The organism is Kastovskya adunca, from assembly GCF_059505785.1.
In genome coordinates, this window is record NZ_JCACLG010000026.1 from 263858 (window position 1) to 286371 (window position 22514).

The following is a 22514-nucleotide window of genomic DNA, read 5'->3' on the forward strand; positions in this document are numbered from 1 at the left end:
GTAGACGCGCCTTCACGGAAGTGCGTTAGGCATAGACTTCACGCAAAAGTTTTCGCAAACCCTACGCCAGGGATGCTTATTTTCACTGATTGCCTCTCCCCTGGCGTGAAGTATATTCGTATTCACTGACCAACCCAAAATATCTTCCCTAGGAAATAGGGGAAGTTTGGTTAAGGGTTGGTTAAAATGACTTGAAGCAAAGGTTAAGATAGCAATCCGGAGCCAATAACTACTTAAGAACAGACATTTAATAGGAGGCAGCAATGAACGATTCTGACGAAATTAGCAAAACCAACTTTCTCTATCCCCGTAGCCGCTACTACGGAACATTTACACCTGAGCAGTTAGCGTTTAACGCGAATTTACAAGAATTTGCTCAGAGAGTTTCCTACATCTCTGCATTGGAAACGGGTGGTAAGCTTTCTCCCATCCAAGCCTATGACAAGGTCAAAGGTTTGTGGAAGGAGTTGAAGCAGAGTAAGAAGGCGATGCAGATTGGCTCTGATCTGCCACCAGAAACGAAGTAATTAACTGTATCAAACGTCTAAGCAACATTTCAACGATTAATACTTCCTTTGTCTTTCTCACTGCTGAGTCTAGCCAGAATATCTATAAGGACAACTGCCAAGCTTTTAGAAGCGATCGCCGCCCATCTTAGACAATAAGCAAAGTGTTCTAAAACACAAGCACTCATAGATAGTTGGGTAGACGAATGTTCAAGTCTCGCGTTTGGCAGTTCGGCCAGTCTTTTCTAAGTTTTTTGAAGCGATCGCTTATATCTCATTGGCGATCGCTTCTTTTGCTGCTCATCGGCGTCTTTTTACCGTTGCAGATTTTTGGAGAATTGGCGGAGGAAGTCTGGGAAAATGAAGGCGGCTTCCCCTGGGATCGACCCATTTTGCTTGCTATTCACAGTATGGCGTCCCCTCAGTTAGACGCTTTTGCCACGACGCTGACTAAATTTGGGGTATTTTGGGGAGTATTTCCGGCGGCTGTGCTGACGGCGTTGGTGTTGTTCCAGAAACATCGGTGGCGATCGCTGACATTTTTGTTCACGACTCTCTTAGGTAGTATTGTTCTTAACCGCACCGCCAAAGTATTACTGCATCGTGCTCGTCCCCAACTTTGGGAGTCACCCGCTCCTGAATTTGACTACGGGTTTCCCAGTGGACATGCTATGTCGAGTATGACGCTGGTTGCTGTATTAGTTATTTTGACTTGGGATACTCGCTGGCGCGTTCCTCTGCTGATTATTGGCAGCGTGTTTGTATTGGCGATTGGCTGGACGCGATTGTATTTAGGCGTTCACTATCCCAGCGATATTATTGCAGGTTGGACGGCATCTGTTGGCTGGACAGTAGGAGTTGCTCTGCTCATTAGACCTCACAAGAAGAGCCATCATCTTACCTAACGTTCTGGAACTGAAGGCTCAGGAGTCGCTGGTACAGATGGCGGTTTTGTGAGAGTGATGTAAGTAGAAATCAGATACAAGCCCCCAACAATCAGTGGAAGCAGCAAGAGCAGCACCACTCTAACCACAGGTTTTTGATGCCAATTTCTTTGCTCATCTGACTCATGATCATTCATGCTGCTCCCTAGAAGAGATACTCTTACTCACCATCATCGGCTAAACGCTTGTGAGATGCTTGCTGAGGGATTCCTCTAACTGAGTCAGCAATGTATCGACATCCCTTCCCACTTCCTCAAAACAAACAGGAGGAGCGGGTTCTGGTTTAAACTGCACCAGATTAATCTGTCCACTGCTAATCCCGATCAAGAGAACTTCTAACTCTGGATTATGAGCATCAATGACACCTAACATCTCCCGCAGCGTGTCCTCTGCTTGATGATTTAGTTTCTCAATCGCTGCTTTTGGGCAATAGATAAAACGTGGCGTGGGTTCGATATCGATACCTATACTGCCCTGAGAATCGCCATTTTCTAGCCATAGCCCCCAGGATAGTGCGGCTAAGTCTTGCTGATTTTCCTTCACAAACTGATCGAGCTGGCGACGCCAACTCTTTTGTCCAGGTTCTGAAGGGTTTTTACCAAATTGAATCATGACGATTACGACTAAAAACTGACTAAAGTTGATGTGAATTTAACTTGTCTATTTCCCAACTCAGGTTGAAAATGGTTAATTCCTCACTTGATCAGGCGAAGAGAGTCCTGAGTCGGTGAGAAAATATGAAGTATGAAGGGTGAAGGGTGAAGGGTGAAGGGTGAATAGGGTTGGTTATTTTCTCCGCCGCTCCCCTGCTCCCCTGCTCCCCTGCTCCCCTGCTCCCCTGCACCCCTGCTCCCCATCACTCCAGCAGTTGCTGAATAGCTTCTGCTGTTAACTGCTCAATATTACTGAAAACTACTGCCGCGCCCGCTTCTTTAAGCGTAGCAGCATAGGCATCACGACGTTCGGCGATCTCCTGTACGTGAGGTGGCAAAATTCCCACACCAATCCAGGATCGTTCTGGCTGGAGGGTTTTTGCCTTCTGGATCGTGTACATATCAGCCACCGTATCTCCTGCATAGAATACGGGGGTTGTCGCTTCTACCGCAAAGCGTTCCTCCATCAGGCGCACTGTGGCAAATAATCCTGTAGGGTCAGGCTTCCCTGGTGCATCCTCCATTGCTATCAACACGGGTGTTTGCAGCCCTAGGCGTTTTTGCAGAATGTATTCGGCTGAACCCCTAGTCGCACCACTAAAAAAGCCCCAGGGAATCCCTGTGGCGGTTAGCTGTTCTAGGTAGCTAGCTTGTAAGAGCAGAGGTTCATTTGCAATGTAGCCGTCCCAGTTGTGGGGATTGGTGCCGCGATAACGCGACTGGAAAAAGGCAACAATTGTATCGTAGTCAAGATTGATTTGCGATCGCGTTTGTCCTTGTGTCTCGAAGTAGCGAGCCAACAGTTCCTGCGAACCTTCCCAATCATTATTCCAAATGCCTTCTGACTTGAGTCGGTCAATATCTATCGATGAAGGGCGATAAGCGCCATTAGTAAAATGCTCCACAGTATCAGCCAGTGCTCGTCGGTAAGACCCACTAACATCACGCACTACACCGTCAATATCGTAAACAACAACCGCTTTTGTATTAGTCATTAGTTGATGATTTTAGGATTTATTGCTCATCCCCAACCTCGAATCATTTGCGCTACAGGGGTAACAGTGGGGTACAATTAAGGATTGTAAAGCGATGGGAGTAGTCTGGGATGTCCTCGGACGTGGAATTGTCGAAGTTTATTTTAAAAGTTCTCTGGCTAGAAGAGAATGTGGCACTTGCCGTCGATCAGGTGGTGGGTAAAGGTACAAGCCCGCTAACTTCTTACTTCTTTTGGCCCCGGAACGATGCTTGGGAACAACTAAAAAAGGAGTTGGAAGCCAAACACTGGATCAGTGAGGTAGATCGCGTCGAATTACTTAACAAAGCCACAGAAGTAATTAATTACTGGCAAGAGGAAGGACGGAGGCGTCCAATGTCAGAAGCTCAATCTAAGTTTCCGGAAGTAAGTTTTACTGGCAGCGCCTGATCGCAAGTAGCGGTAAAAAGATAAAAGGCAAAAGAAATGAGAACTCCTCCTTCTTTTGCCTTTTATCTTTTTAAATTTTCCCTCTACACCATGCCACCAGCCGCTTGAAAGCGAGCGCGGGCACGTTTTAGGGCTTGAGTCGCCTGCATTTTTTCTTGACGATTGTCAGTACCTTGTAGCTGATTGAAACGGGCTTCAGCTTCTGTAAAAGCCGTCCGCGCCGATTCTGTATCAATGTTGTCACCACGATCGGCACCGTTGACCAAGATGGTGACTTGATCGTTTTCAACTTCGGCAAAGCCACCCATTAGCGCGATCGCCACCCAGTCTTTGCCAGGACGAACCCGCATCACACCGATATCCAAGGCGCTTAATAAAGGAGCGTGACCGCTCAAGATTCCCAATTGACCAGTAGTACTGGGTAGAATAACTTCCTCAGCTTGTGAGTCCCAGACTGTTTTATCTGGCGCAATTACACGAACATTTAATGCCATTTGTTCAGTTGTTTGTTGTCAGTTGTCAGTGTCCTTTGCCATTAGCCATTAGCTAACGACTAATGGCTAATAGCTAATCACTAGGGACTAACCTTTCATTTTTTCAGCTTTAGCGACCGCTTCGTCGATGTCGCCTACCAAGTAGAAGGCTTGCTCCGGTAACTCATCCAGTTCACCCGCGAGAATCATCTGGAAGCCCTTAATGGTTTTTTCCAAAGATACATACTTCCCTGGAGAACCTGTAAAGACTTCTGCCACAAAGAAAGGCTGTGACAAGAAGCGCTCAACCTTCCGAGCACGGGCAACAATTAGACGGTCTTCTTCAGACAATTCATCCAAGCCCAAAATGGCAATGATGTCCTGGAGTTCCTTGTAGCGCTGTAGAGTTGACTGGACTGCACGAGCGGTGTCGTAGTGTTCCTCGCCAACGATACTCGGCTGGAGCATCGTCGAAGTTGAACCCAGTGGGTCTACAGCGGGGTAAATCCCCTTAGATGCCAAGCCACGGGACAATACTGTTGTTCCATCCAAGTGAGCAAAGGTGGTAGCAGGAGCGGGGTCAGTCAAGTCGTCAGCAGGTACGTAAACCGCTTGGACTGAGGTGATCGACCCTTCCGTGGTGGAGGTGATGCGCTCTTGCAAGTCTCCCATGTCAGTTCCCAAGGTTGGCTGGTATCCCACCGCAGAAGGCATCCGTCCCAACAACGCCGACACTTCAGAACCCGCTTGCACGAACCGGAAGATATTGTCAATGAACAGTAGCACGTCCTGCTTATTCACATCCCGGAAGTACTCAGCCATGGTCAGAGCCGAAAGACCGACGCGCATTCTTGCTCCCGGTGGTTCGTTCATCTGACCGTAGACTAGGGCGATCTTTGATTCGTTGAGGTTTTCGTTATTGATAACCCCTGACTCAATCATCTCGTTGTAGAGGTCATTTCCTTCACGGGTGCGTTCGCCCACACCACCAAACACCGAAACTCCACCATGGTTGGTGGCAATGTTGTTGATCAGCTCCATCATAATGACGGTTTTGCCGACACCAGCACCGCCAAATAGACCAATTTTGCCGCCCCGCCGATAGGGAGTCAGCAGGTCAATAACTTTAATTCCTGTTTCAAAGACAGAAGGCTTGGTTTCCAAGTCTGTCAGTTTGGGAGCCGGACGGTGGATGGGGAAGCTGTCCTCAGCATCGACGGGACCCCGGTTATCTACAGGCTCACCCAAGACGTTGAAGATCCGACCCAGGGTGGCTTTACCAACGGGTACACTGATAGGAGCGCCAGTGTCTACGACTTCCATGCCCCGCACAAGTCCGTCTGTACTACTCATGGAAACGGCGCGTACCTGATTGCCGCCCAGTAGTTGCTGCACTTCGCAGGTAACGGAAACGTCCTGTCCAGCTTCGTTCTTGCCTGCGATTTTCAAGGCGTTGTAAATCGGCGGCATATGACCGCTAGAGAATTCAACGTCTACAACCGGGCCGATGATTTGAGTAAGAAAACCTGTGTTTGTCTTTTCTGTGGTGCTGACCATGCTTACGCCTATTGTTTAGAGAAGCTATTGACTGTTGATGCTAAAAAACAGTCTTAACAATTAAAAATGTCCCTTTCCAGAGTACCACCGAAAGGACGCTCTCACTATCGAGGCAACGGTTTCAAGGGGATAGGAGCGATCGCTCTGCCTGCGTAGGTTCAATGTAAAAAACTGCCCTCCTTCTTGCTAAAAGAAACGGCAGTTACAAAAGGGGATTTACACCTGGTTGAGTTTGTTGATCTAGACTTTGGTTTTCACTTTCTTTTGCTGTTTGCGACTTGACTGCAAGGCTACACCTAAACCACCCAAGGCTAATAAGCTTAATGCCAGGGTCGGTTCTGGGATCGGTTCGGGTTCTGGCTCTACTTTTTTGAGGGGTCTGCCAAAGAATGTTCGAGTGGTGTAAGTATTTGTCTCGCCAACATTAAGAGAGAACACATTGTCCAAAACTGACGAGAGGTTAGTATCTATGTCTGGAACAGGAAGATCAGAGAGTTCCAGAATGTCATTATTGTTGCCAGAGAAACCAGCATCATAGACCACTCCATCTCTAAGCCTGCCACCAATGGGCTGAATCGAGCCAAGCAGTATGTTATTAACGAAATCGACTTCAAAGCGGCCCGTTGCGGGTATTGTACCGCCTGTGGCTGTGATGCCAACAAACTTAATTGGATCGATAGTCCCGTCTTCTGAAATTGTATCGGTGGCAAAAACTAAATCGCCTAATTTAGGAACGCTGACTCGACCGCCACCATCGTCATTAAATCTGCCTGAAAATAACACATTGGCATCTAGGACACGAAATAAGTCGAAGTCAATCGCTGTTGTTGAGGTATTTGTAATTAGATAAGTCTGTGTCAGCACCGAGCCGATCTGGTTGTTGCCGTCATCTAACTGCGCTGTAAGCTCCTGCCTTAAGTTGAACGACAAGTCACCAAGGCGGAACGTACTTGTCGCATCATCTGATGCAGTATCCAAGAATAAAGGATTTTCTCCTCCTTGAATATCGAAGAAGGAACCACTCGTCAGAAAGATTGGGTCTTCACCTTGTCGGCGGACGATTATGCCAGATTGGGCAACTGTTCTGGCGGTATCTCCATCCACTGTTGTATAAAATGCATCGCTAGTGCCGTCGCCACCCAAAAATGCCCCAAAAGAGCCAAACGCATCGACGCCTACTGTCACCGTACCAGCACCAGGTTGGTTACTTAGGATAGCTGCCATTGCTGGCACAGTGGAAATGCTAAAGGTAGCCGTTGTCGCAATAGCAATTGAGCTAACCGTGTTAAAAATCCGCTTCATATATATTGCTCCTGTATCTTACATAAATGAGCTTATTTAAAAGTGCGATCGCATCGGTTATTGCTTGTTAGTGAAAGTACTTAAACTGTTAAAATAAGTAAAGGATTGTAAATAACATAAAATGGGGCTAACCTGGTGTTGGCTGGTAGAGCGAGTGCGCGTTACTAGTTTATTGATGACAGCAAAATTCTCCACCTAAACGCCCGTACAGGTAGTAAGCGTTTAGCCGGATTTGCTTAAATTTCTGTGTAAATACTGACATGATTTCTTCTTTTTTAAGAGTTTTTGTCAATGTCTTTACCAAAAAAACATATTTATATGAAGTTTTGATTAAGTTAAAAGCTAATAAAGATTTGCCTCCGGTGGAAGCAACATCTGCGTTAAATGGCACTGACTTAAAGGTTTGTAGTCAGCGTTTTAACTCCGCCAGCACTTCAGTGCTAACGTGCAACCTATGTTAGGTCAGTGCAATTCAGTTTTAGTCCACAAAGCGTGTACTTAAGCTATTAGCCCAAAGTTTTAACTCTGGGTGGGTGAGTAAGTGAGAGCTTACTCCCCCTCTCCCACCAAGGGAGAAGGGGTTAGGGGATGAGGGGGAAAGATTTCTCAGTGAATCAGTGTTTTAGCTGTTTTCGCTTCAAAACTCCCCCAGCACCCAAGGCTCCTAAGGTTAAAAGACCAAGAACTGAAGCAGGTTCGGGGACAGTTTCCACTGTGAAGGAACTATACGCGAAGCCGCCGTCTCCATCGGATACTCTTAGCCCAACGGTGTAGACGCCTTTTTCATCGAAGGCATAACCGCCGCGATCGCCTGTAAAGTTATCGTATTCGCCATTGCCATCTAAGTCCCAGTCAAAGGTGAGGAGGTCAAAAACACCGGGATCAGTGGCAGCCGCCGCAAAATCGAACCATTCACCGGATCTCAACAACAGGTTAGAGGTGACAGAGGTAATGGTTGGGGCGATATTTTGCACTTTGACTCTAAACGAACCGTAATCAAAGCCGCCATCCCCATCAGAGACGCGGAGATTAATCGGATTGTCACCTTCATCCGCAAAGGAATACTGTCCCGTGCTGGCGCGATCGCTACTACTTGTAGAGTAGTCAAAAACGCTGTTATTATTCAAATCCCAATCAAACGCTAGGATGTCCTGAATTCCTGGATCGGTCGCTGTAGCGCCAAAGGTAAAGGCATCCCCTTCATTGATCACTAAATCATTCGTCAGTTGGGTGATGGTGGGTGCAACGTTTAAGACCGTAATCGATGACGTTACTGAGTTACTAAAATTGCCCTCGTCGTCTCTCGCTAGCCCTGTATAAGTAAACACTCCTTGATTGACAAAGACACCCAGGTCTTTGCTAGCAGAACGAGTTTCACTAAGGCGCTCATCTGTACCCAAACTCTCGCCATTTAGGAAGAACGTGACGGCATCATCGTCTGGGTCTTCAGCAAATAAGACAGCAGCGGCGGATTGCCCTTCGTTGATCACCTGCGGTAGAGAAAAGGCTGTAATTGCAGGAGGGGTGTTGATGACTACAGGAGGTGGTGGCGGCGGGACAGGACTGACTACGGGGGGAGGTGGTGGCGGGACAGGAGTTACGACGGGAGCTTGTGGTTGGACAGGATCGTCAGGAGCACCGCTGTCAGTATCGGCTCCGAAGGTGATTGTATCTCGAAAGCCATTGCTCCAATACATAGAGAGGGAGCCAAAGAGGTCGCCTACCGAGATGTCGATGGGGTCTGAGTAGACGTAGGTGTCTGGTCTAGGCCCGCTATAGACCTGAAATGCCCAGCCATCAGCAGACTTGGGTGTACTCCTGGGAAGCCCCAGATCCGGCAGAATGTCAAAAACCGTATTTCCGGGAATAGCGTTAATCACCAAAGACTTAACGGCTTGACCCCTGTTGGTAAATGTCCAAAGATTATTGAAGGTATCACCGGATTGCTTTAATAGCCAATTAGCCCCAGATGCTGCCCCTGCTCCTCTGGCTGTGGCTCTCCAGGTTCCTTGACTCAAGGTGCCGTCTGAGAAACCGACTGTCACCTGCATACCGCCCATCATATCCCCGAAGGTGGAGAAGCCTGTGAGAGTGGTAGCGATCGCCGGGGTGGTTGTAGAGCCTAAGGCAAGCAGAGTTGCCCCCGTAAAGCTGGTGGCAAGGATTTTGATAAGAGGACGATTCATAGAACCAAATATCTATAGATATTAAAGACAGGTCAGGAATTATGGGTGAGCGCAGCTTCCCCAGACAACGACTGTCGATTGGGGAGCCAGGCTACACACTGGCTAAAGTTGTGGCTGAAAAAGTAGAATGCACCGCAAAACTTTTACTAAGCGGCGGAAGAGCCAGTTGAAAAAGATGTGACGCTGCTCGTTCACGCCTCTTTAGAGAGAATAGTACCCTATATCATATTGATACTGTTTGATGGGTTCTGACATTCAGTGCTATAAATAGGCGCTGATTCTGGGGTTATTGAGGAGCCAAAGTTTAACTCCTTCCCGAGCCTCTCACCAAGCATCCCAGGTGTGTCTTACCTCAGTGATGCACCCTGATATTTCCCGATGTATCTAGCAGCGAGCAGTGCTCTACACAGATACAAATTTTAATTTTCTTTTCTCGTTGCAGGGGAGTTCCGATGAACTTCAACATCCAGCTCTTGTAGCAGTCACCCAAACCTATAAGCATTTTACTACTCTTAGCTGGAGCAATTTAGCTACCAGCTTATATCCCTAAGGTTAAAACTCACTCTTGTTTACGCATCACATCAGTTCTAGTTGCTGAGAGATGGCATTACGAGCACTAGTTGATAATTTTCTCAAACAAAAATACATCATCGCGTTGGTAGCGCAGTTGAAATTCTCCTCTGCGCTTAACTTTTTCGGCTACACCCTTGGCAAAACTGGGGTCGATATTCACACCCGGATGACGAGTATTTAACAAAACATACTGGAAGCTCTCAAACTCAGGGAGTTCTTGATAAGGAAGAGCTAGCTTCACCAAGGGTCTTTGAGATACTTGGGGAGCCAGTTGCTCGCTTGTCAAAACACCGCCTTGGGTTTGGACTAAAGCGATCGCTTCTCGGCTTGCCTGCCAAGTATCGAGCGTTGGCATATACTTGGTGAAAAAATAGCTCCACCGCGCTAGAGCAAAGAAGAAAAATAGCGACCAGAGAACGATCGCCCGTTTACTGCGTAAAAATCCCTTACCCGCTGCCAGGGTGGAGATGATGGCAACTAAGATAAAGGGCAAAATGGGAAGGGAGTATTGGTAAACCAAGCTTTTTTGGGGTTCGTAGTCCGCTAAGAGATTTAGCGCTAAGGCTGGAAATGCTCCGACTAGCGGCGTCAGATGAGCTGGAGATAGCCCCCAAATTACGGGCAAAAATAGTAGAACCAAGTACTTCAGATTCAGCCAGGAAAAGACAACAGAGATGACTGCTCCCGGCTTAAGAAATACATTTTTGGCAATTTCTAAAGCCGAGCCGCCTAGATAGGCATAACGCGCTAGTGAGACTTCTTGACCCCCGCCAAAGGACGGAATAATGGCTTCTGTTGCCAAGAGAAACCAGGCAATACCCGCCACTAAGGCGATCGCTCCACACAAGCGGCGTTGATCAAATACCAAGAGCCAAAAGCCGAGAGACGCTACGGTTAGCGCCATGATCGACTTGCATCCCAAGATCACAATAATCGCCAAAACAAACCAAATCACCCTACCCAAGCGTGCTGCCAAAATTGCCGTCAGAAGGGCAGGAAGGGCAAATACTTCCGGGTGGAAGTCAAACAAATTTGTATTAAAAACAACTGGAAATAGCAAATAGGTGGCAACTACTGCCACCGATTGCTCTGGTTCGAGTCCTCCTAACCTTGCCAGATACCAGGTGGGAATTGCCCCCCCAGCTAAGGCGATCGCTTGTACCCCTAGTAACCAATGGACGTTTGGAGAAATCTTATACAGCAACGCTAAGGGATAGAAAAGCCACGCCGCATGATCGCCAATGATATGAAAACCCAGAAAAGAGGAGAAGGGGGTTTGCCCCTGACTAATTAGATAAACGGCTTGATCAAAAATTCCTAAATCCCAAGCATTGGACTGAATCAGTGCATGTCGGAGGCTACTTGCAGCAAATAAAATCAAGGCACTGACGACAATCATCCCCGTAAGAATTGGGAATTGCGATTGCGATTGAGTTCTGCTGAGAGATTGATCTACAAGTCTGGCATTTACAGGAGAAGAGTTTTGCATGGCGCGTGATAAAAAATAGGGTCTAAGTCACTGAGCCGGAACCGATTGCCTAATGAATGCAGACAGTTTTATGTAGGAGGAATTTTGACGAAAATTTGTCCCAGAGAACTCATTGCTAAGAAGTAGGCGATGAGGATTAAGTTATCAAGGGTTGTTCCCTAAAAAAGCTAGTTAACATCCGGCGACGGCTAATGTTAACTAGCTCTGGAGCAATCAAGGAGACTTTCCGTGTTTACTGTTGTGGCAGTGTCTGTTTGTGCTTGGTAATTTTCTGAGTTCTTCTCAGGATGAGAAAGGGATAAGTTTGTCTATAAAGAATAAATTTTTCGTTAAATTTATCCCAATAATTTTGATTAGGCTCAGAATAAAGCAAAAACTAAAGCGGCTATTCTACCCAGAGAGAGATTAAAAAAATTTCCCTAGGCTTTTGGAGATAGGTATCCGTGGCGATCGCTCCTACTGATTGGATCTGGCTTAATAACTGGCGTAAGTCCTGAGGTGTCTACGCTGATGTGCCACCTAGGGGGAAGCAGACAATTGGCAGGTGTACGCTCCTAAGCCTTCGTTCTCGTTCCCATTGCAGGGCGATCTTTAGCATCACGCGTTGTAAAACGGTAAGGGTATCAGCTCAATTCTTTTGCACTTTTTATGCATTCCTCTTTCTGGCCATACGTGACCCCCGGTATTCCTGATGAGCTATTTGAGCGCTTACCGGGGATTCCTCTGAGCAAGCGAGAAGTGCGGTTGCTGATCATTTCGGCGTTGCGGTTGCAAGCCGACTCAGTTTTGTGGGATGTCGGGGCGGGAACTGGAACAATTCCCGTAGAAACTGGGTTACTGTGTCCTCAGGGGCAAGTAATCGCTGTCGAACGGGATGAAGATGTCGCCAATTTAATTCGCCGCAACTGCGATCGCTTCGGCGTTCGCAATGTCCAGGTCATTGAAGGGAGCGCTCCAGAATGTCTTCGGGAATTAACCGTAATGCCGCAACGCATCTGCATTGAGGGAGGACGCCCTATCAAGGGACTCCTCAAGGAAGTCTGGCAATACCTACAACCATCGGGTCGAGTAGTCGCGACTGCTGCTAATTTAGAAAATCTTTATGCCTTATCTGAAGGATTTGCAGAGTTACAAGCTCGTAATATTGAAGTAGTGCAGTCAGCCGTCAATCGCTTGGAGAAACGAGGCATTCATCAAACCTTTGCAGCGGTTAATCCCATTTTTGTACTCAGTGGTGAGAAGCTAGATTGAAGCGCCGCCTCAGGGGGACGGAAGTAGGAGTGGGGAGTAGGCAGTAGGGGGTAGAGAGAAAAAAGCAAAATCTATTTAGTAAACCTGCCCTGAATCTTCAAAACCCAAAACCCAAAACTCAAAACTCAAAACTTAAAACCTACTATGCCTTGGTCTCGGATTTTTAGTGCAATTGTAGCGATCGCGATCGCCTTGGGGATGATTATCCTTGGGGGATGGTACTTCACCCTTGGCTTTGCCATAATCGTCTATCTCGGTGAACTGGAATATTTTGAACTGGTCAAAGCCAAAGGAATTGCCCCGGCTGCCAAAACTACTCTGATTGTTTCGCTACTGCTGCTGGTAAGCACCACCTTTTCACCGACTCTGACAGATGCCTTGTTTCCCTTAGCTGGAGCATTTATCTGTTTTTACCTGCTATTCCAGCCCAAATTGGCAACGATCGCCGATATTTCTACCTCGATTTTAGGATTGTTTTACGGTGGTTATTTGCCCAGCTATTGGCTGCGGCTGCGACAAATAGACTTAGCACAAGTCTCCTCCTTACCTTCTGATGCGATCGCCTCCAATTTACCCTTAAATGGCTACTGGCCCAATTCCTGGCTCGATTTTGGCCACTTTCCCCAAGGACTGACCGTGACGCTTTTAGCCTTTGCTTGCATCTGGGCAGCAGATATTGGAGCTTACATTTTCGGTCGGTTGTGGGGTCGCACCCGCCTTTCTGATATCAGCCCGAAAAAAACCGTCGAAGGTGCTGTCTTCGGCTTCACAGGTAGTATGGCGATCGCCTCGGCTGGTGCTTGGTACCTCCACTGGCCCAGTTGGCAACTCAGTGGACTCGCTCTCGGCTTACTAGTAGGGATCGCCAGCCTCTTGGGAGACTTGACCGAGTCGATGATGAAGCGAGATGCGGGTGTCAAGGATTCCGGACAATTAATCCCCGGTCACGGCGGCATACTAGACCGTACCGACAGCTACGTTTTCACCGCTCCCCTGGTCTACTATTTCATCACCCTCCTGTTACCGTTGCTACCTTCCACTCTGTAAGGGCTTGAGGGAGCAGGGGAGTAGGGGAGCGGGGGCGCAGGGGAAGCAGGGGCGCAGGGGCGCAGGGGAGCGGGGTAGAGAAAAATTGACGACGATTAGCCATCACTCCAATCGCCTATTTCATACTTCATACTTCACCCTTCATACTTCATCCTTCACCCTTCATCCTTCATCCTTCATACTTTTTCCCCTACTCAGGACTCAGGACTCAGCACTCAGGACTCAGCACTCTGCTCAAGGTCTGACCATCAGGCGTCCTTGGCAAACTAACTGACCGGGGGTGAGGGTTAGTTCCTGAACATCAACGTCTGAACCTAAGTCAATCTCATAGCTTTCCCAACTGCCTACCGATAGTTCAGGAGCTGCGCTAATCTTGAGAGGATACAGTTGTAGGGTATGGTTACTGGCGAGCTGAAGTCCGGCACAAATTTCTACAGGAGTTATCTGATGATTTGCATCAGTAATTGTGCCACTTAAGGTTAATTGCCCGTCGTCAAAGACAACCTTGTCCCAGCTAATTTGCCTGTCTTTCAAGGACTCAGCCGAGCTGGAACTGCCGCCAGAGGTCAAGAGAATTCCCAACAAATCGGTCAGGGCATTGGAGAGCAGAGGGGCGTCCAGAGATGCCATCAAGTCGGCGGCTTCTAGTCGTAACTGAGCGACAACGGGGATGGGTTCTAAGAGGCGCAACGGTTTGCCCTTGATGACTTGACCTAGGTTAATATGAATTTCGCTACCAGTAAGTTGAATTTGGCTCAGGTGCAAGCCACGATAAACGGCGTAGCGGGCGGCAACGAAGACTTTAGGAATATGACCACTGAGAATTTGGCGATCGCCTCCTTCAACGGTAAACTCTAGTGCTTCTACTTGTTCGACTTGCGATCGCAGCCATAACCGCAATGCGGGTGACAACACCCGGCTAATAATTCGGCTCCGATGCGGCTTCACTGGCTCCACAGCTTCCATATTCATAACTGACGACATTCTTCTCTTGCGACGTAACTACACCTAAAAAGGAGCCAGGGGGCTAATTATCCAGTTTTTTATTGTTTTTTGCAAAACTGGGTATTGATACGGATCTGACTTCTTGTAATATTTGTACATAGTCTATCTAGGTCAATGTCACGTAGTCAGCCAATTGGCAATACGCCGTGAATCAATCAGCCCTTTTGCAATGGAAAAGTTTACATATTGATTAGTCTGTTCATGGAAGAAAGAGTACAAAAAATTCTTTCCCAGTGGGGAATCGCCTCAAGACGCGAAGCTGAGAAAATCATCTTAGCAGGGCGCGTTCGGGTTAACGGTGCCGTAGTGCATTTGGGGCAAAAAGCCAATCCAGAAACAGACTACCTAGAAGTCGATGGTAAGCCTATAAAAGCAGACAACCGTCCCCAGTTGCTTTACCTGCTATTACACAAACCTGCCGGAGTCGTTTCCACCTGCCGTGATGCTCAAAAGCGCACTACCGTTCTTGACTTACTCCCCCCCCAACTACGTCACGACCAAGGAATCCATCCCGTCGGACGATTGGATGCTGAATCTACAGGGGCACTAATTCTGACTAATGACGGCGCACTAACATTTCACCTTACCCACCCTCGCCACCACTTCCCCAAAACTTATCAAGTTTGGGTACAAGGACATCCTCCTGATTCAATCTTAGAATCTTGGCGTCAGGGTATGATTTTGTCGGGAAAAAAGACCCTACCTGCAAGCGTGAACCCGATCGAGCGTCAAGCCTCAAAAACACTTTTAGAAATTGTCTTGACAGAAGGAAGAAATCGCCAAATTCGTCGTATTGCAGAGCTATTAGGGTATCCTGTGATTCATCTCCACCGCAGCGCGATCGGTTCGATTCAATTACAAGCAGCAGGGGAACCCCTGTTTCCTGGTCGTTATCGTCACCTGCAAGATTTTGAAGTTCATTTTCTCCAAGACCAAGTCAACTTAGTATCAGAAAAAGTGCCAGTCCAGAGTAAGGAGGAGCGTGTATGAAGGAGAATAAGCTGCATTTTCAGCAAGAACAAATTGAGCAGCTACAAGAACTGGGGGCTTACCTGCACCAGTTCCGCACTGAACAGTGTATCTCCTTGGAAGAGGTCGCCGCTCGGACTCGAATTCAGGCACGTTTACTAAACGCTATTGAACAAGGTCAGCTTGAAGAACTGCCAGAACCCGTTTACATTCAAGGCTTTATCAAGCGTTTCGCCGACGTTTTAGGTTTAAATGGCACAGAGTTTGCTAGTGCCTTTCCGACGACGGGGCCAGGTTTACAGTTGATCAGACCCACCTGGCGGCACTTACCCTCCGCCCAACTGCGGCCAATTCATCTTTATGGGCTTTATGTCTTACTCGTGATTGGTTCAGTTAGCGGTCTGTCTTACCTAGTGAACCGATCAGCGATACAGGTTGCTCCTGTTTCTACTCCCCAACCCCCCGCAGGCCCTGCTCCTATAGCCGCAAACTCCGCCCCAACTGCCCCTCAACAGCAAGGAGCAACAGTTAACCTAAACGCTGCCAATGTAAATGGTGCTGGGGGAAAGCCTGTTCAGGTCGGTGTGATTCTCAAATCTCAATCCTGGTTGCGGGTAGTTGCTGATGGCAAGACAGAATTTGAGGGCGTCTTGCCGGAAGGAACCCAACGTACCTGGGCTGGCAATCAACAAGTGATTGTCAGAGCGGGTAATGCTGGAGGAGTTTTGGTGGAGTTTAATGATGAGCAAGCCAAACAAATGGGCGCTCCTGGTGAAGTGCAGGAAGTGACCTTTGCTGCCCAACGAGAATCTTAAGGCTGAACTTAAGTTGAGTTGCCTTTGTGTAATGACGACTGATAAATAAAAGGCGAAAAGGTTTTGATCAGGGCAATTAGCGAAGAGGGTGGGCAACTTGCCCACCCTCTTTGTTAGCTAGCGGCACCTCTGAGGCGACCATAGGTGTAGGTTAGGGTATGTACGCGATCGCTTAACTCTTTCGTCAAAGTACCCGGTTGATAGCGCCATTCCCAGTTCCCCTCAGCTTTGCTCGGAAAATTCATCCGCGCTTCGGTGCCTAATCCCAAGATGTCCTGGAGAGGAATAATCACCTGATTGCCTACAGAAGCCATAGCGAGCCGAATGAAATCCCAGTGAATGCCATCAGGACTCGTACAACCTAAGTAGCGCACAAGACTTTCCTTTTTCTCTTCTGGAAACTCGCTATACCAGCCTGCAATCGTATCGTTATCGTGGGTTCCCGTGTAAACCATACAGTTGCGCTCGTAGCTGAAGGGCAAATAGGGATTATCTGGCCCCTCACCAAAGGCAAACTGCAAAATCTTCATACCAGGAAACTCAAACTGTTCGCGTAGTGCGTGTACCTCTGGGGTAATCGTGCCCAAATCCTCAGCCACAATCGGCAACTGACCGAGTTTTCCTTTGAGTACCTCAAAAAAAGTTTCGCCAGGTGCCTTCATCCACTCCCCATTCAGGGCTGTTGATTCCCCCCGCTTAACTGCCCAGTACGCCTCAAAACCTCGAAAATGATCGATGCGGATAATGTCTACATAGTCTAGTAGCATCTCGAAGCGCTGCACCCACCACTGGAAGTGAGTCTCCTGTAAATGATCCCAGTTATAAACCGGGTTGCCCCATAGCTGACCTGTGGCGCTGAAATAGTCTGGCGGCACCCCCGCCATCAGTGACGGTTCGCCAGTTTTTTCATCCAAACAAAACATGTCCCGATGCGCCCAGACTTCCGCACTATCGTGAGCAACATAAATCGGAATATCGCCAATGATTTGAATGCCGCGCATATTGGCATAAAGCTTCAGCTCCGACCACTGGCGGAAAAACTGAAACTGCAAGTATTTGTGATACTGAATCTCTGCATCGAGACGTTGACGCCACTCCTCAAGAGCCTCGGGTTGACGGTGGGCAAGTTCCGGCTCCCAGGTATGCCAGCTTTGCCCTTCGTGAACCTCCCGGAGTGCCATAAATAAGGCATAGTCATCAAGCCAAGACGCTTTGCTATCACAAAAGCCAGCAAATTCCGTTTGTAGCAACGGTGTTGCCTGAGCTTTGAAATTTTCGCCAGCTTTTCGGAGCAAGGGCATCTTGGTTTGAATTACGCGATCGTAATCTACCTTCTCCAGAGGAAACTCTGGTAAATTCTGAAAATCATCATCGGAAAGTAACCCTTGATCCCGTAACTTGTCTGGGCTAATTAGCAACGGATTGCCAGCCATGGCGGAGTAAGACATGTAGGGAGAATGACCATACCCCGTTGGCCCTAGGGGCAAAACCTGCCAAAGTGTTTGACCACCCTCTGCCAAAAAGTCAACGAAGCGGAACGCTTCTAAGCCCAAGTCACCAATGCCAAATTGGCTGGGCAAAGAAGTAGGATGTAGCAAAACGCCACTCGATCTGGGAAACGGCATAAATGACGTGGGAGATGTGTTCCAAACTTCACGAATCTATCACGGCAAGGAAGGGTTTCAACCTCGCTCCCAGGTAGGATTTGGTGGACTAGTACTGCAAGATGTTTGAATATGACTTATAGAAATCCGATTCCTACGGTCGATATCATCATTGAGTTAGTTGATCGACCCCATCGACCGATCATTCTCATTGAGCGCAAAAACTCTCCTTTGGGTTGGGCACTTCCGGGAGGGTTTGTTGATTATGGCGAGTTGGTAGAAGCCGCAGCACAACGAGAAGCAAAAGAGGAAATTGGTTTGCAGGTGGAATTACTAGAGCAGTTTCAGGTGTATTCTGATCCCAAACGTGACCCTCGCAAGCACACTTTAAGTGTTGTGTTTATCGCTACGGGTAAGGGAGAACCAAAAGCGGCAGATGATGCCAAAAGTTTGGGGATTTTTAATAGCTGGGAGATTCCTGAGGGGCTGTGTTTTGACCACGATCGCATTCTCAAGGATTACTGGCACTATCGGCACTACGGCTGGCGTCCTCGCTTGTCGTCAGCAGGACAGGCGTAATTTGATACTTAAGAGTCTCTCCTTGGCTATAGTTGACCTCTATTAGTAGTGAGTGAAGACAAACAGCCAAATTCTCTGCAATTGTCAAGGAATGGAAAAACTTTGTAAAAGGCTGATGTCTCGATAGCGCTACTTAAAGAAATGCCAATTGCTAACGGCAAAACTAAGGCGGAAGTTGAGCGAGTTATCAAGCAAATTTTTCCCGAACAAAAGCGGGAGTTTGCCTATATTTTTCACCTCAAGGGAAAGTTAAGCGTATGAGTTACCGTATGAATCGCCGCGCTTACGCGGAGACGTTTGGGCCAACTGTAGGCGATCGCGTCCGACTTGCAGACACAGAACTCGTGATCGAAGTCGAACGCGACTACACCACCTACGGCGACGAGGTGAAGTTCGGTGGCGGCAAGGTGATTCGTGACGGTATGGGGCAATCTCCCATCTCTAATGCTGATGGAGCGGTGGATACGGTGATTACCAACGCTCTGATTCTCGATTGGTGGGGGGTGGTGAAAGCTGATATTGGAATTAAAAACGGCAAGATTTTCAAAATCGGTAAAGCGGGAAATCCTTATATTCAGGACAACGTTGATATTATTATTGGCCCCGGTACTGAGGTGGTGGCGGGGGAAGGGATGATACTTACCGCAGGCGGAATTGATAGCCACATTCACTTTATTTGTCCGCAGCAAATCGAAACAGCGATCGCCTCTGGCATCACCACGATGTTAGGCGGCGGTACGGGCCCAGCCACTGGAACCAACGCCACCACCTGCACTCCTGGGCCTTGGAATATCTACCGGATGCTACAAGCCGCTGACGCCTTCCCAATGAATTTGGGATTTTTAGGAAAAGGAAACAGCACCCAACCGGAAGGATTACGAGAACAAGTTATCGCTGGGGCGATGGGGTTAAAGCTGCACGAAGACTGGGGGACAACTCCCGCCACTATTGATACTTGCCTCAGTATTGCCGATGAGTATGACGTTCAGGTAGCCATCCACACCGACACCCTTAACGAAGCTGGATTCGTCGAAACCACGATCGCGGCTTTTAAAAATCGCGTCATCCACACCTACCACACCGAAGGGGCAGGCGGCGGACATGCCCCGGATATTATCAAAGTGTGCGGGGAAGCGAATGTTTTGCCATCTTCCACAAATCCCACTCGCCCTTACACTAGCAATACCTTAGAAGAACACCTCGACATGCTGATGGTATGCCATCACCTAGACCGAGGAATTCCTGAAGATGTCGCCTTTGCTGAGTCTCGGATTCGTCGGGAAACGATCGCCGCTGAAGATATCCTCCACGACTTAGGCGCATTCAGCATGATTGCGTCTGACTCGCAAGCGATGGGACGCGTGGGAGAAGTGATTATTCGTACCTGGCAGACTGCCCACAAAATGAAGGTACAACGCGGCTTTCTCCCTCCCCTGGAAAATGGGGGAGACGTGGAGAGATTAGAACGGAACGACAACTTCCGGGCAAAGCGGTACATAGCTAAATACACGATTAATCCGGCGATCGCCCATGGAATTGCGGATTATGTCGGTTCCGTTGAAGAAGGTAAGTTGGCGGATTTGTGCCTCTGGCGTCCGGCATTTTTTGGGGTGAAACCGGAGATGGTAATTAAAGGTGGGGCGATCGCAGCAGCGCAGATGGGGGATGCTAATGCTAGTATCCCTACCCCGCAACCTGTGCATATGCGTCCGATGTTTGGCAGTTTTGGGGGCGCGATCGCGGCAACTTCTCTTACCTTTGTCTCGCAAGCGGCGTTAGAAAACGGAACTCCTGCCCAACTCGGCTTACAAAAACCCGCCGTTGCGGTTTCCAATACGCGGCAACTTAGCAAGCAAGACATGAAACTCAACGCCGCTTTACCAAAGATTGAGGTCAATTCTGAAACCTATGAAGTCAGGGCAGATGGTGAATTACTAACCTGTGAACCTGCCACTGTTCTTCCTATGGCACAGCGTTACTTCTTGTTCTAAAACTAGCTATTTGTATAGTCGTAGAGACTGCTGGGACTGTCTCTACAAAGTTTCGCTTCCCCAAGCTTTCACTTACAGAGAGTGGATGAAAGCCTATTCTCAGCTAGAACTCAAAACTTCCAAAGTAATGCAACTTTGGGACAAAAAGTAAGTAAAATTTCTAAAAAAAATCTATCCTTAGGTATAAAAGCAAGAGCGCTACTCCAATAGAGAGAGGCAAAATGAATAACATTACCCTAAATATAGTTATTAGATAATCACAATTTGGGATGTCAAGAATTGGACAAGTGAGCTACCAGCAATGGCAGCTAGCGCTATCGCGACGTCCTAAATTTTAGAATGAAGAGGTAAATCAAAAATGTTTAACAAACCACTGGAGGGAAATTTTCGTACAGGTGCGATCGCTTTAGCACTCTCAGCGTTTTTACTTCCCGCCTGCAGTGCTAATCGAACCGACACAGCAACTGTCCCCGATACGCAAGAAAACGTCACGGCTGAGGACGTTGCTGATAATACCGCAGCACTAGTTGGTCAGACCGTCACTGTCAGAAGCGAAATCGAAGAAGCAATCGGCACCAATGCCTTCAAAATTGAAGACGATCAGTTTTTCAATGGTGAAGATATCTTAGTTGTCAACGCCACAGGTCAACCTCTCCCAGTTGTTTCTGACGACGATACAGAACTTCAAGTAACCGGAGAAGTTCGTCAGTTCGTAATTGCTGATGTAGAACGAGAGTTTAATTTAGGCTTGGAACGGGAATTGTATGTAGAATACGAAAACAGACCAGCAATTGTTGCCCAGTCAATCGCCTTAGCTCCTGAACCCGGCGAAGTCACAGAGAACCCTAACCTGTTCTACGGCAAGACACTTGCTGTCAAGGGTGAAGTTGAAGATATTGTCGGCCCGACAGCATTTACAATTGACGAAGACCAGTTAACTAGCGGTGGAGATTTGCTAGTCTTAGTTGCAAATCCAGAGCGAACCATTGCAGATGGCGAGGCTGTTGTCGCTACAGGTCAACTACGCCCATTTGTCATCGCTGAAATCGAAAGAGATTACGATTTAACTTGGGATTTGGACTTGCAAAGACAGCTTGAAGTTGAATACAAAGACAGACCTGTGCTGATTGCAGATGATGTTTATCCCTCAGCTGTTGAGGACGCTCTATAAGTAAAGCGGTACAGCAAAAAAGGGAGCAGAGATTGCTCCCCTTTTTTATACCAAAAATCTACCGTTTGCGAACCCAAACTCCTCGTCCATCTACCCGATAATTGAATCCCTGATGTACTAAGACGCTCACTTCTTTGCCAAGACTAGAGCAGGTCAAGGTACAAATTCCATAAATAGTGGGCACCCAGCATCAATCCCTGAGCCACAAGAGGGCGGCTGCGTGGTTCATTCCAAACGGGTTCTGCCAAAATCAGCAGCTCTCGCGCATGTTCTACGTCCAGTTCTTCATGGACGGTATAGTGTGTCTGGCTACCTGGTGCCGTCCAACCTCTGTGAGTTACAGTATGCGCGATCGCTGCACTAACATTTACATACAGATGCTCAAGTATCCCTAATGCGGCTGCACCCGCTTCCCCAGGTTGGGTCAGACAATAGTTGAGAAGCGAATGATTGAAAGCCAGTACGAATGCAGGGTAAGATGCACTCAGGTCTTCTGGGGTCGCACCGAGAGCACATAAGAATTGCCGGAAGGTGTGCTTATGAGAGTGCTGCACTTGCCCTTGACCATGTTCTTCCGCCACGTTCTCAAACAAAGATAGTCGTTGTTCCAACACAGGAGTGCGAGCCAACACTGCAGCTAACGCCTGGGAAAACGACTCAATGGCAAAGATAACTGGTATTTGTGTGTGAAGAAACTCCGAGCGTGACGTAGAGCCTAACTGCATCCAAAGCAGGTAGGGATGATGGTGAAAATCATAAGCTTGACTGACTTTCAGCACTGCTTCTTCAAACGTGGCACTTCTGACAACATCTTCTACAGACAATTTGGAAGTAACTAACTTTTTCTCGGCAGTGACAGACTCAGTTTTTAATAGCATCATGGCTCACCTCTTCCCAGAAAACTTCATGAGTACAAGGTAAGAAGTCTATTGCTGAAACGCACACCGTGAAACTACGCGATTTTTAAAGCTTATTC

Annotated in this window: 21 protein-coding genes; 10 read left to right on the plus strand and 11 right to left on the minus strand. The window is 47.9% G+C overall.

Annotated features, from left to right (window positions below; translation table 11 throughout):
• The first annotated feature begins 263 nt into the window (after window positions 1-263).
• Window positions 264-527 carry a DUF7219 family protein gene (locus AC5JR3_RS10355; RefSeq protein ID WP_495845579.1) on the plus strand — a complete coding sequence of 88 codons (264 nt, stop codon included), beginning with the start codon at window positions 264-266 and terminating at the stop codon, window positions 525-527.
• Window positions 528-712: 185 nt separating this feature from the next.
• Entirely contained in the window at window positions 713-1411 is a 699-nt protein-coding gene (locus tag AC5JR3_RS10360) for a phosphatase PAP2 family protein (RefSeq protein WP_495845581.1), read from the plus strand.
• Here the strand turns inward: AC5JR3_RS10360 and AC5JR3_RS10365 are convergent.
• The 3 genes from AC5JR3_RS10365 to AC5JR3_RS10375 all read right to left on the minus strand — a co-directional run bounded on the left by AC5JR3_RS10365 (window position 1408) and on the right by AC5JR3_RS10375 (window position 3098).
• A complete protein-coding gene (locus AC5JR3_RS10365; protein ID WP_495845583.1) occupies window positions 1408-1587 on the minus strand; it encodes a hypothetical protein in 180 nt (59 codons plus the stop codon). The genes AC5JR3_RS10360 and AC5JR3_RS10365 overlap by 4 nt on opposite strands.
• 40 nt (window positions 1588-1627) lie before the next feature.
• Complete coding sequence (ccmS, locus tag AC5JR3_RS10370; RefSeq protein ID WP_495845673.1) at window positions 1628-2059, minus strand: beta-carboxysome assembly chaperone CcmS; 432 nt, start codon at window positions 2057-2059, stop codon at window positions 1628-1630.
• A 247-nt stretch (window positions 2060-2306) separates the two neighbouring features.
• Entirely contained in the window at window positions 2307-3098 is a 792-nt protein-coding gene (locus AC5JR3_RS10375) for a TIGR01548 family HAD-type hydrolase (RefSeq protein WP_495845585.1), read from the minus strand.
• A 110-nt stretch (window positions 3099-3208) separates the two neighbouring features.
• On the opposite strand from AC5JR3_RS10375, the gene AC5JR3_RS10380 reads away from it, so the two are divergent.
• The gene (locus AC5JR3_RS10380; RefSeq protein WP_495845587.1) at window positions 3209-3526 is read left to right on the plus strand and encodes a 30S ribosomal protein PSRP-3; all 318 of its coding nucleotides are present in this window, start codon (window positions 3209-3211) and stop codon (window positions 3524-3526) included.
• Window positions 3527-3609: 83 nt separating this feature from the next.
• Here the strand turns inward: AC5JR3_RS10380 and atpC are convergent, their stop codons facing one another.
• The 5 genes from atpC to AC5JR3_RS10405 all read right to left on the minus strand — a co-directional run bounded on the left by atpC (window position 3610) and on the right by AC5JR3_RS10405 (window position 11106).
• On the minus strand, window positions 3610-4020 hold the full coding sequence (gene atpC / locus AC5JR3_RS10385; RefSeq protein ID WP_495845588.1) for an ATP synthase F1 subunit epsilon: 411 nt from the start codon (window positions 4018-4020) through the stop codon (window positions 3610-3612).
• An 87-nt stretch (window positions 4021-4107) separates the two neighbouring features.
• Window positions 4108-5556, minus strand: coding sequence for a F0F1 ATP synthase subunit beta (gene atpD / locus AC5JR3_RS10390; RefSeq protein WP_495845589.1), 1449 nt, complete (start codon window positions 5554-5556; stop codon window positions 4108-4110).
• Window positions 5557-5796: 240 nt separating this feature from the next.
• Complete coding sequence (locus tag AC5JR3_RS10395; RefSeq protein WP_495845591.1) at window positions 5797-6858, minus strand: hypothetical protein; 1062 nt, start codon at window positions 6856-6858, stop codon at window positions 5797-5799.
• Between the two features lie 614 nt (window positions 6859-7472).
• Window positions 7473-9044, minus strand: coding sequence for a PKD domain-containing protein (locus tag AC5JR3_RS10400; protein WP_495845593.1), 1572 nt, complete (start codon window positions 9042-9044; stop codon window positions 7473-7475).
• A 616-nt stretch (window positions 9045-9660) separates the two neighbouring features.
• Complete coding sequence (locus tag AC5JR3_RS10405; protein ID WP_495845595.1) at window positions 9661-11106, minus strand: DUF2079 domain-containing protein; 1446 nt, start codon at window positions 11104-11106, stop codon at window positions 9661-9663.
• A 648-nt stretch (window positions 11107-11754) separates the two neighbouring features.
• Here AC5JR3_RS10405 and cbiT point away from each other — a divergent pair.
• Complete coding sequence (cbiT, locus tag AC5JR3_RS10410; RefSeq protein ID WP_495845596.1) at window positions 11755-12357, plus strand: precorrin-6Y C5,15-methyltransferase subunit CbiT; 603 nt, start codon at window positions 11755-11757, stop codon at window positions 12355-12357.
• 144 nt (window positions 12358-12501) lie between these two features.
• A complete protein-coding gene (locus tag AC5JR3_RS10415; protein WP_495845598.1) occupies window positions 12502-13404 on the plus strand; it encodes a phosphatidate cytidylyltransferase in 903 nt (300 codons plus the stop codon).
• Window positions 13405-13638: 234 nt separating this feature from the next.
• On the opposite strand, the gene AC5JR3_RS10420 is transcribed toward AC5JR3_RS10415, so the two are convergent.
• Window positions 13639-14376, minus strand: coding sequence for an LmeA family phospholipid-binding protein (locus tag AC5JR3_RS10420; RefSeq protein ID WP_495845600.1), 738 nt, complete (start codon window positions 14374-14376; stop codon window positions 13639-13641).
• A gap of 234 nt (window positions 14377-14610) precedes the next feature.
• Between AC5JR3_RS10420 and AC5JR3_RS10425 the strand changes: the two genes are divergently transcribed.
• Together AC5JR3_RS10425 and AC5JR3_RS10430 are read left to right on the plus strand one after the other, a co-directional pair.
• A complete protein-coding gene (locus AC5JR3_RS10425) occupies window positions 14611-15399 on the plus strand; it encodes a pseudouridine synthase (protein WP_495845602.1) in 789 nt (262 codons plus the stop codon).
• Complete coding sequence (locus AC5JR3_RS10430) at window positions 15396-16193, plus strand: helix-turn-helix domain-containing protein (protein WP_495845604.1); 798 nt, start codon at window positions 15396-15398, stop codon at window positions 16191-16193. Before AC5JR3_RS10425 ends, AC5JR3_RS10430 begins: the two co-directional genes overlap by 4 nt.
• Window positions 16194-16306: 113 nt before the next feature.
• Here the strand turns inward: AC5JR3_RS10430 and malQ are convergent, their stop codons facing one another.
• Window positions 16307-17818, minus strand: coding sequence for a 4-alpha-glucanotransferase (gene malQ / locus AC5JR3_RS10435; RefSeq protein WP_495845605.1), 1512 nt, complete (start codon window positions 17816-17818; stop codon window positions 16307-16309).
• A 111-nt stretch (window positions 17819-17929) separates the two neighbouring features.
• On the opposite strand from malQ, the gene AC5JR3_RS10440 reads away from it, so the two are divergent.
• The 3 genes from AC5JR3_RS10440 to AC5JR3_RS10450 all read left to right on the plus strand — a co-directional run bounded on the left by AC5JR3_RS10440 (window position 17930) and on the right by AC5JR3_RS10450 (window position 21538).
• The gene (locus AC5JR3_RS10440; protein WP_495845606.1) at window positions 17930-18376 is read left to right on the plus strand and encodes an NUDIX domain-containing protein; all 447 of its coding nucleotides are present in this window, start codon (window positions 17930-17932) and stop codon (window positions 18374-18376) included.
• A 257-nt stretch (window positions 18377-18633) separates the two neighbouring features.
• Window positions 18634-20367, plus strand: coding sequence for an urease subunit alpha (gene ureC, locus AC5JR3_RS10445; protein ID WP_495845608.1), 1734 nt, complete (start codon window positions 18634-18636; stop codon window positions 20365-20367).
• A gap of 358 nt (window positions 20368-20725) precedes the next feature.
• Window positions 20726-21538, plus strand: coding sequence for a hypothetical protein (locus AC5JR3_RS10450; RefSeq protein ID WP_495845610.1), 813 nt, complete (start codon window positions 20726-20728; stop codon window positions 21536-21538).
• Between the two features lie 143 nt (window positions 21539-21681).
• Here the strand turns inward: AC5JR3_RS10450 and AC5JR3_RS10455 are convergent, their stop codons facing one another.
• Window positions 21682-22419 carry an iron-containing redox enzyme family protein gene (locus AC5JR3_RS10455; protein WP_495845612.1) on the minus strand — a complete coding sequence of 246 codons (738 nt, stop codon included), beginning with the start codon at window positions 22417-22419 and terminating at the stop codon, window positions 21682-21684.
• Window positions 22420-22514 lie beyond the last annotated feature (95 nt).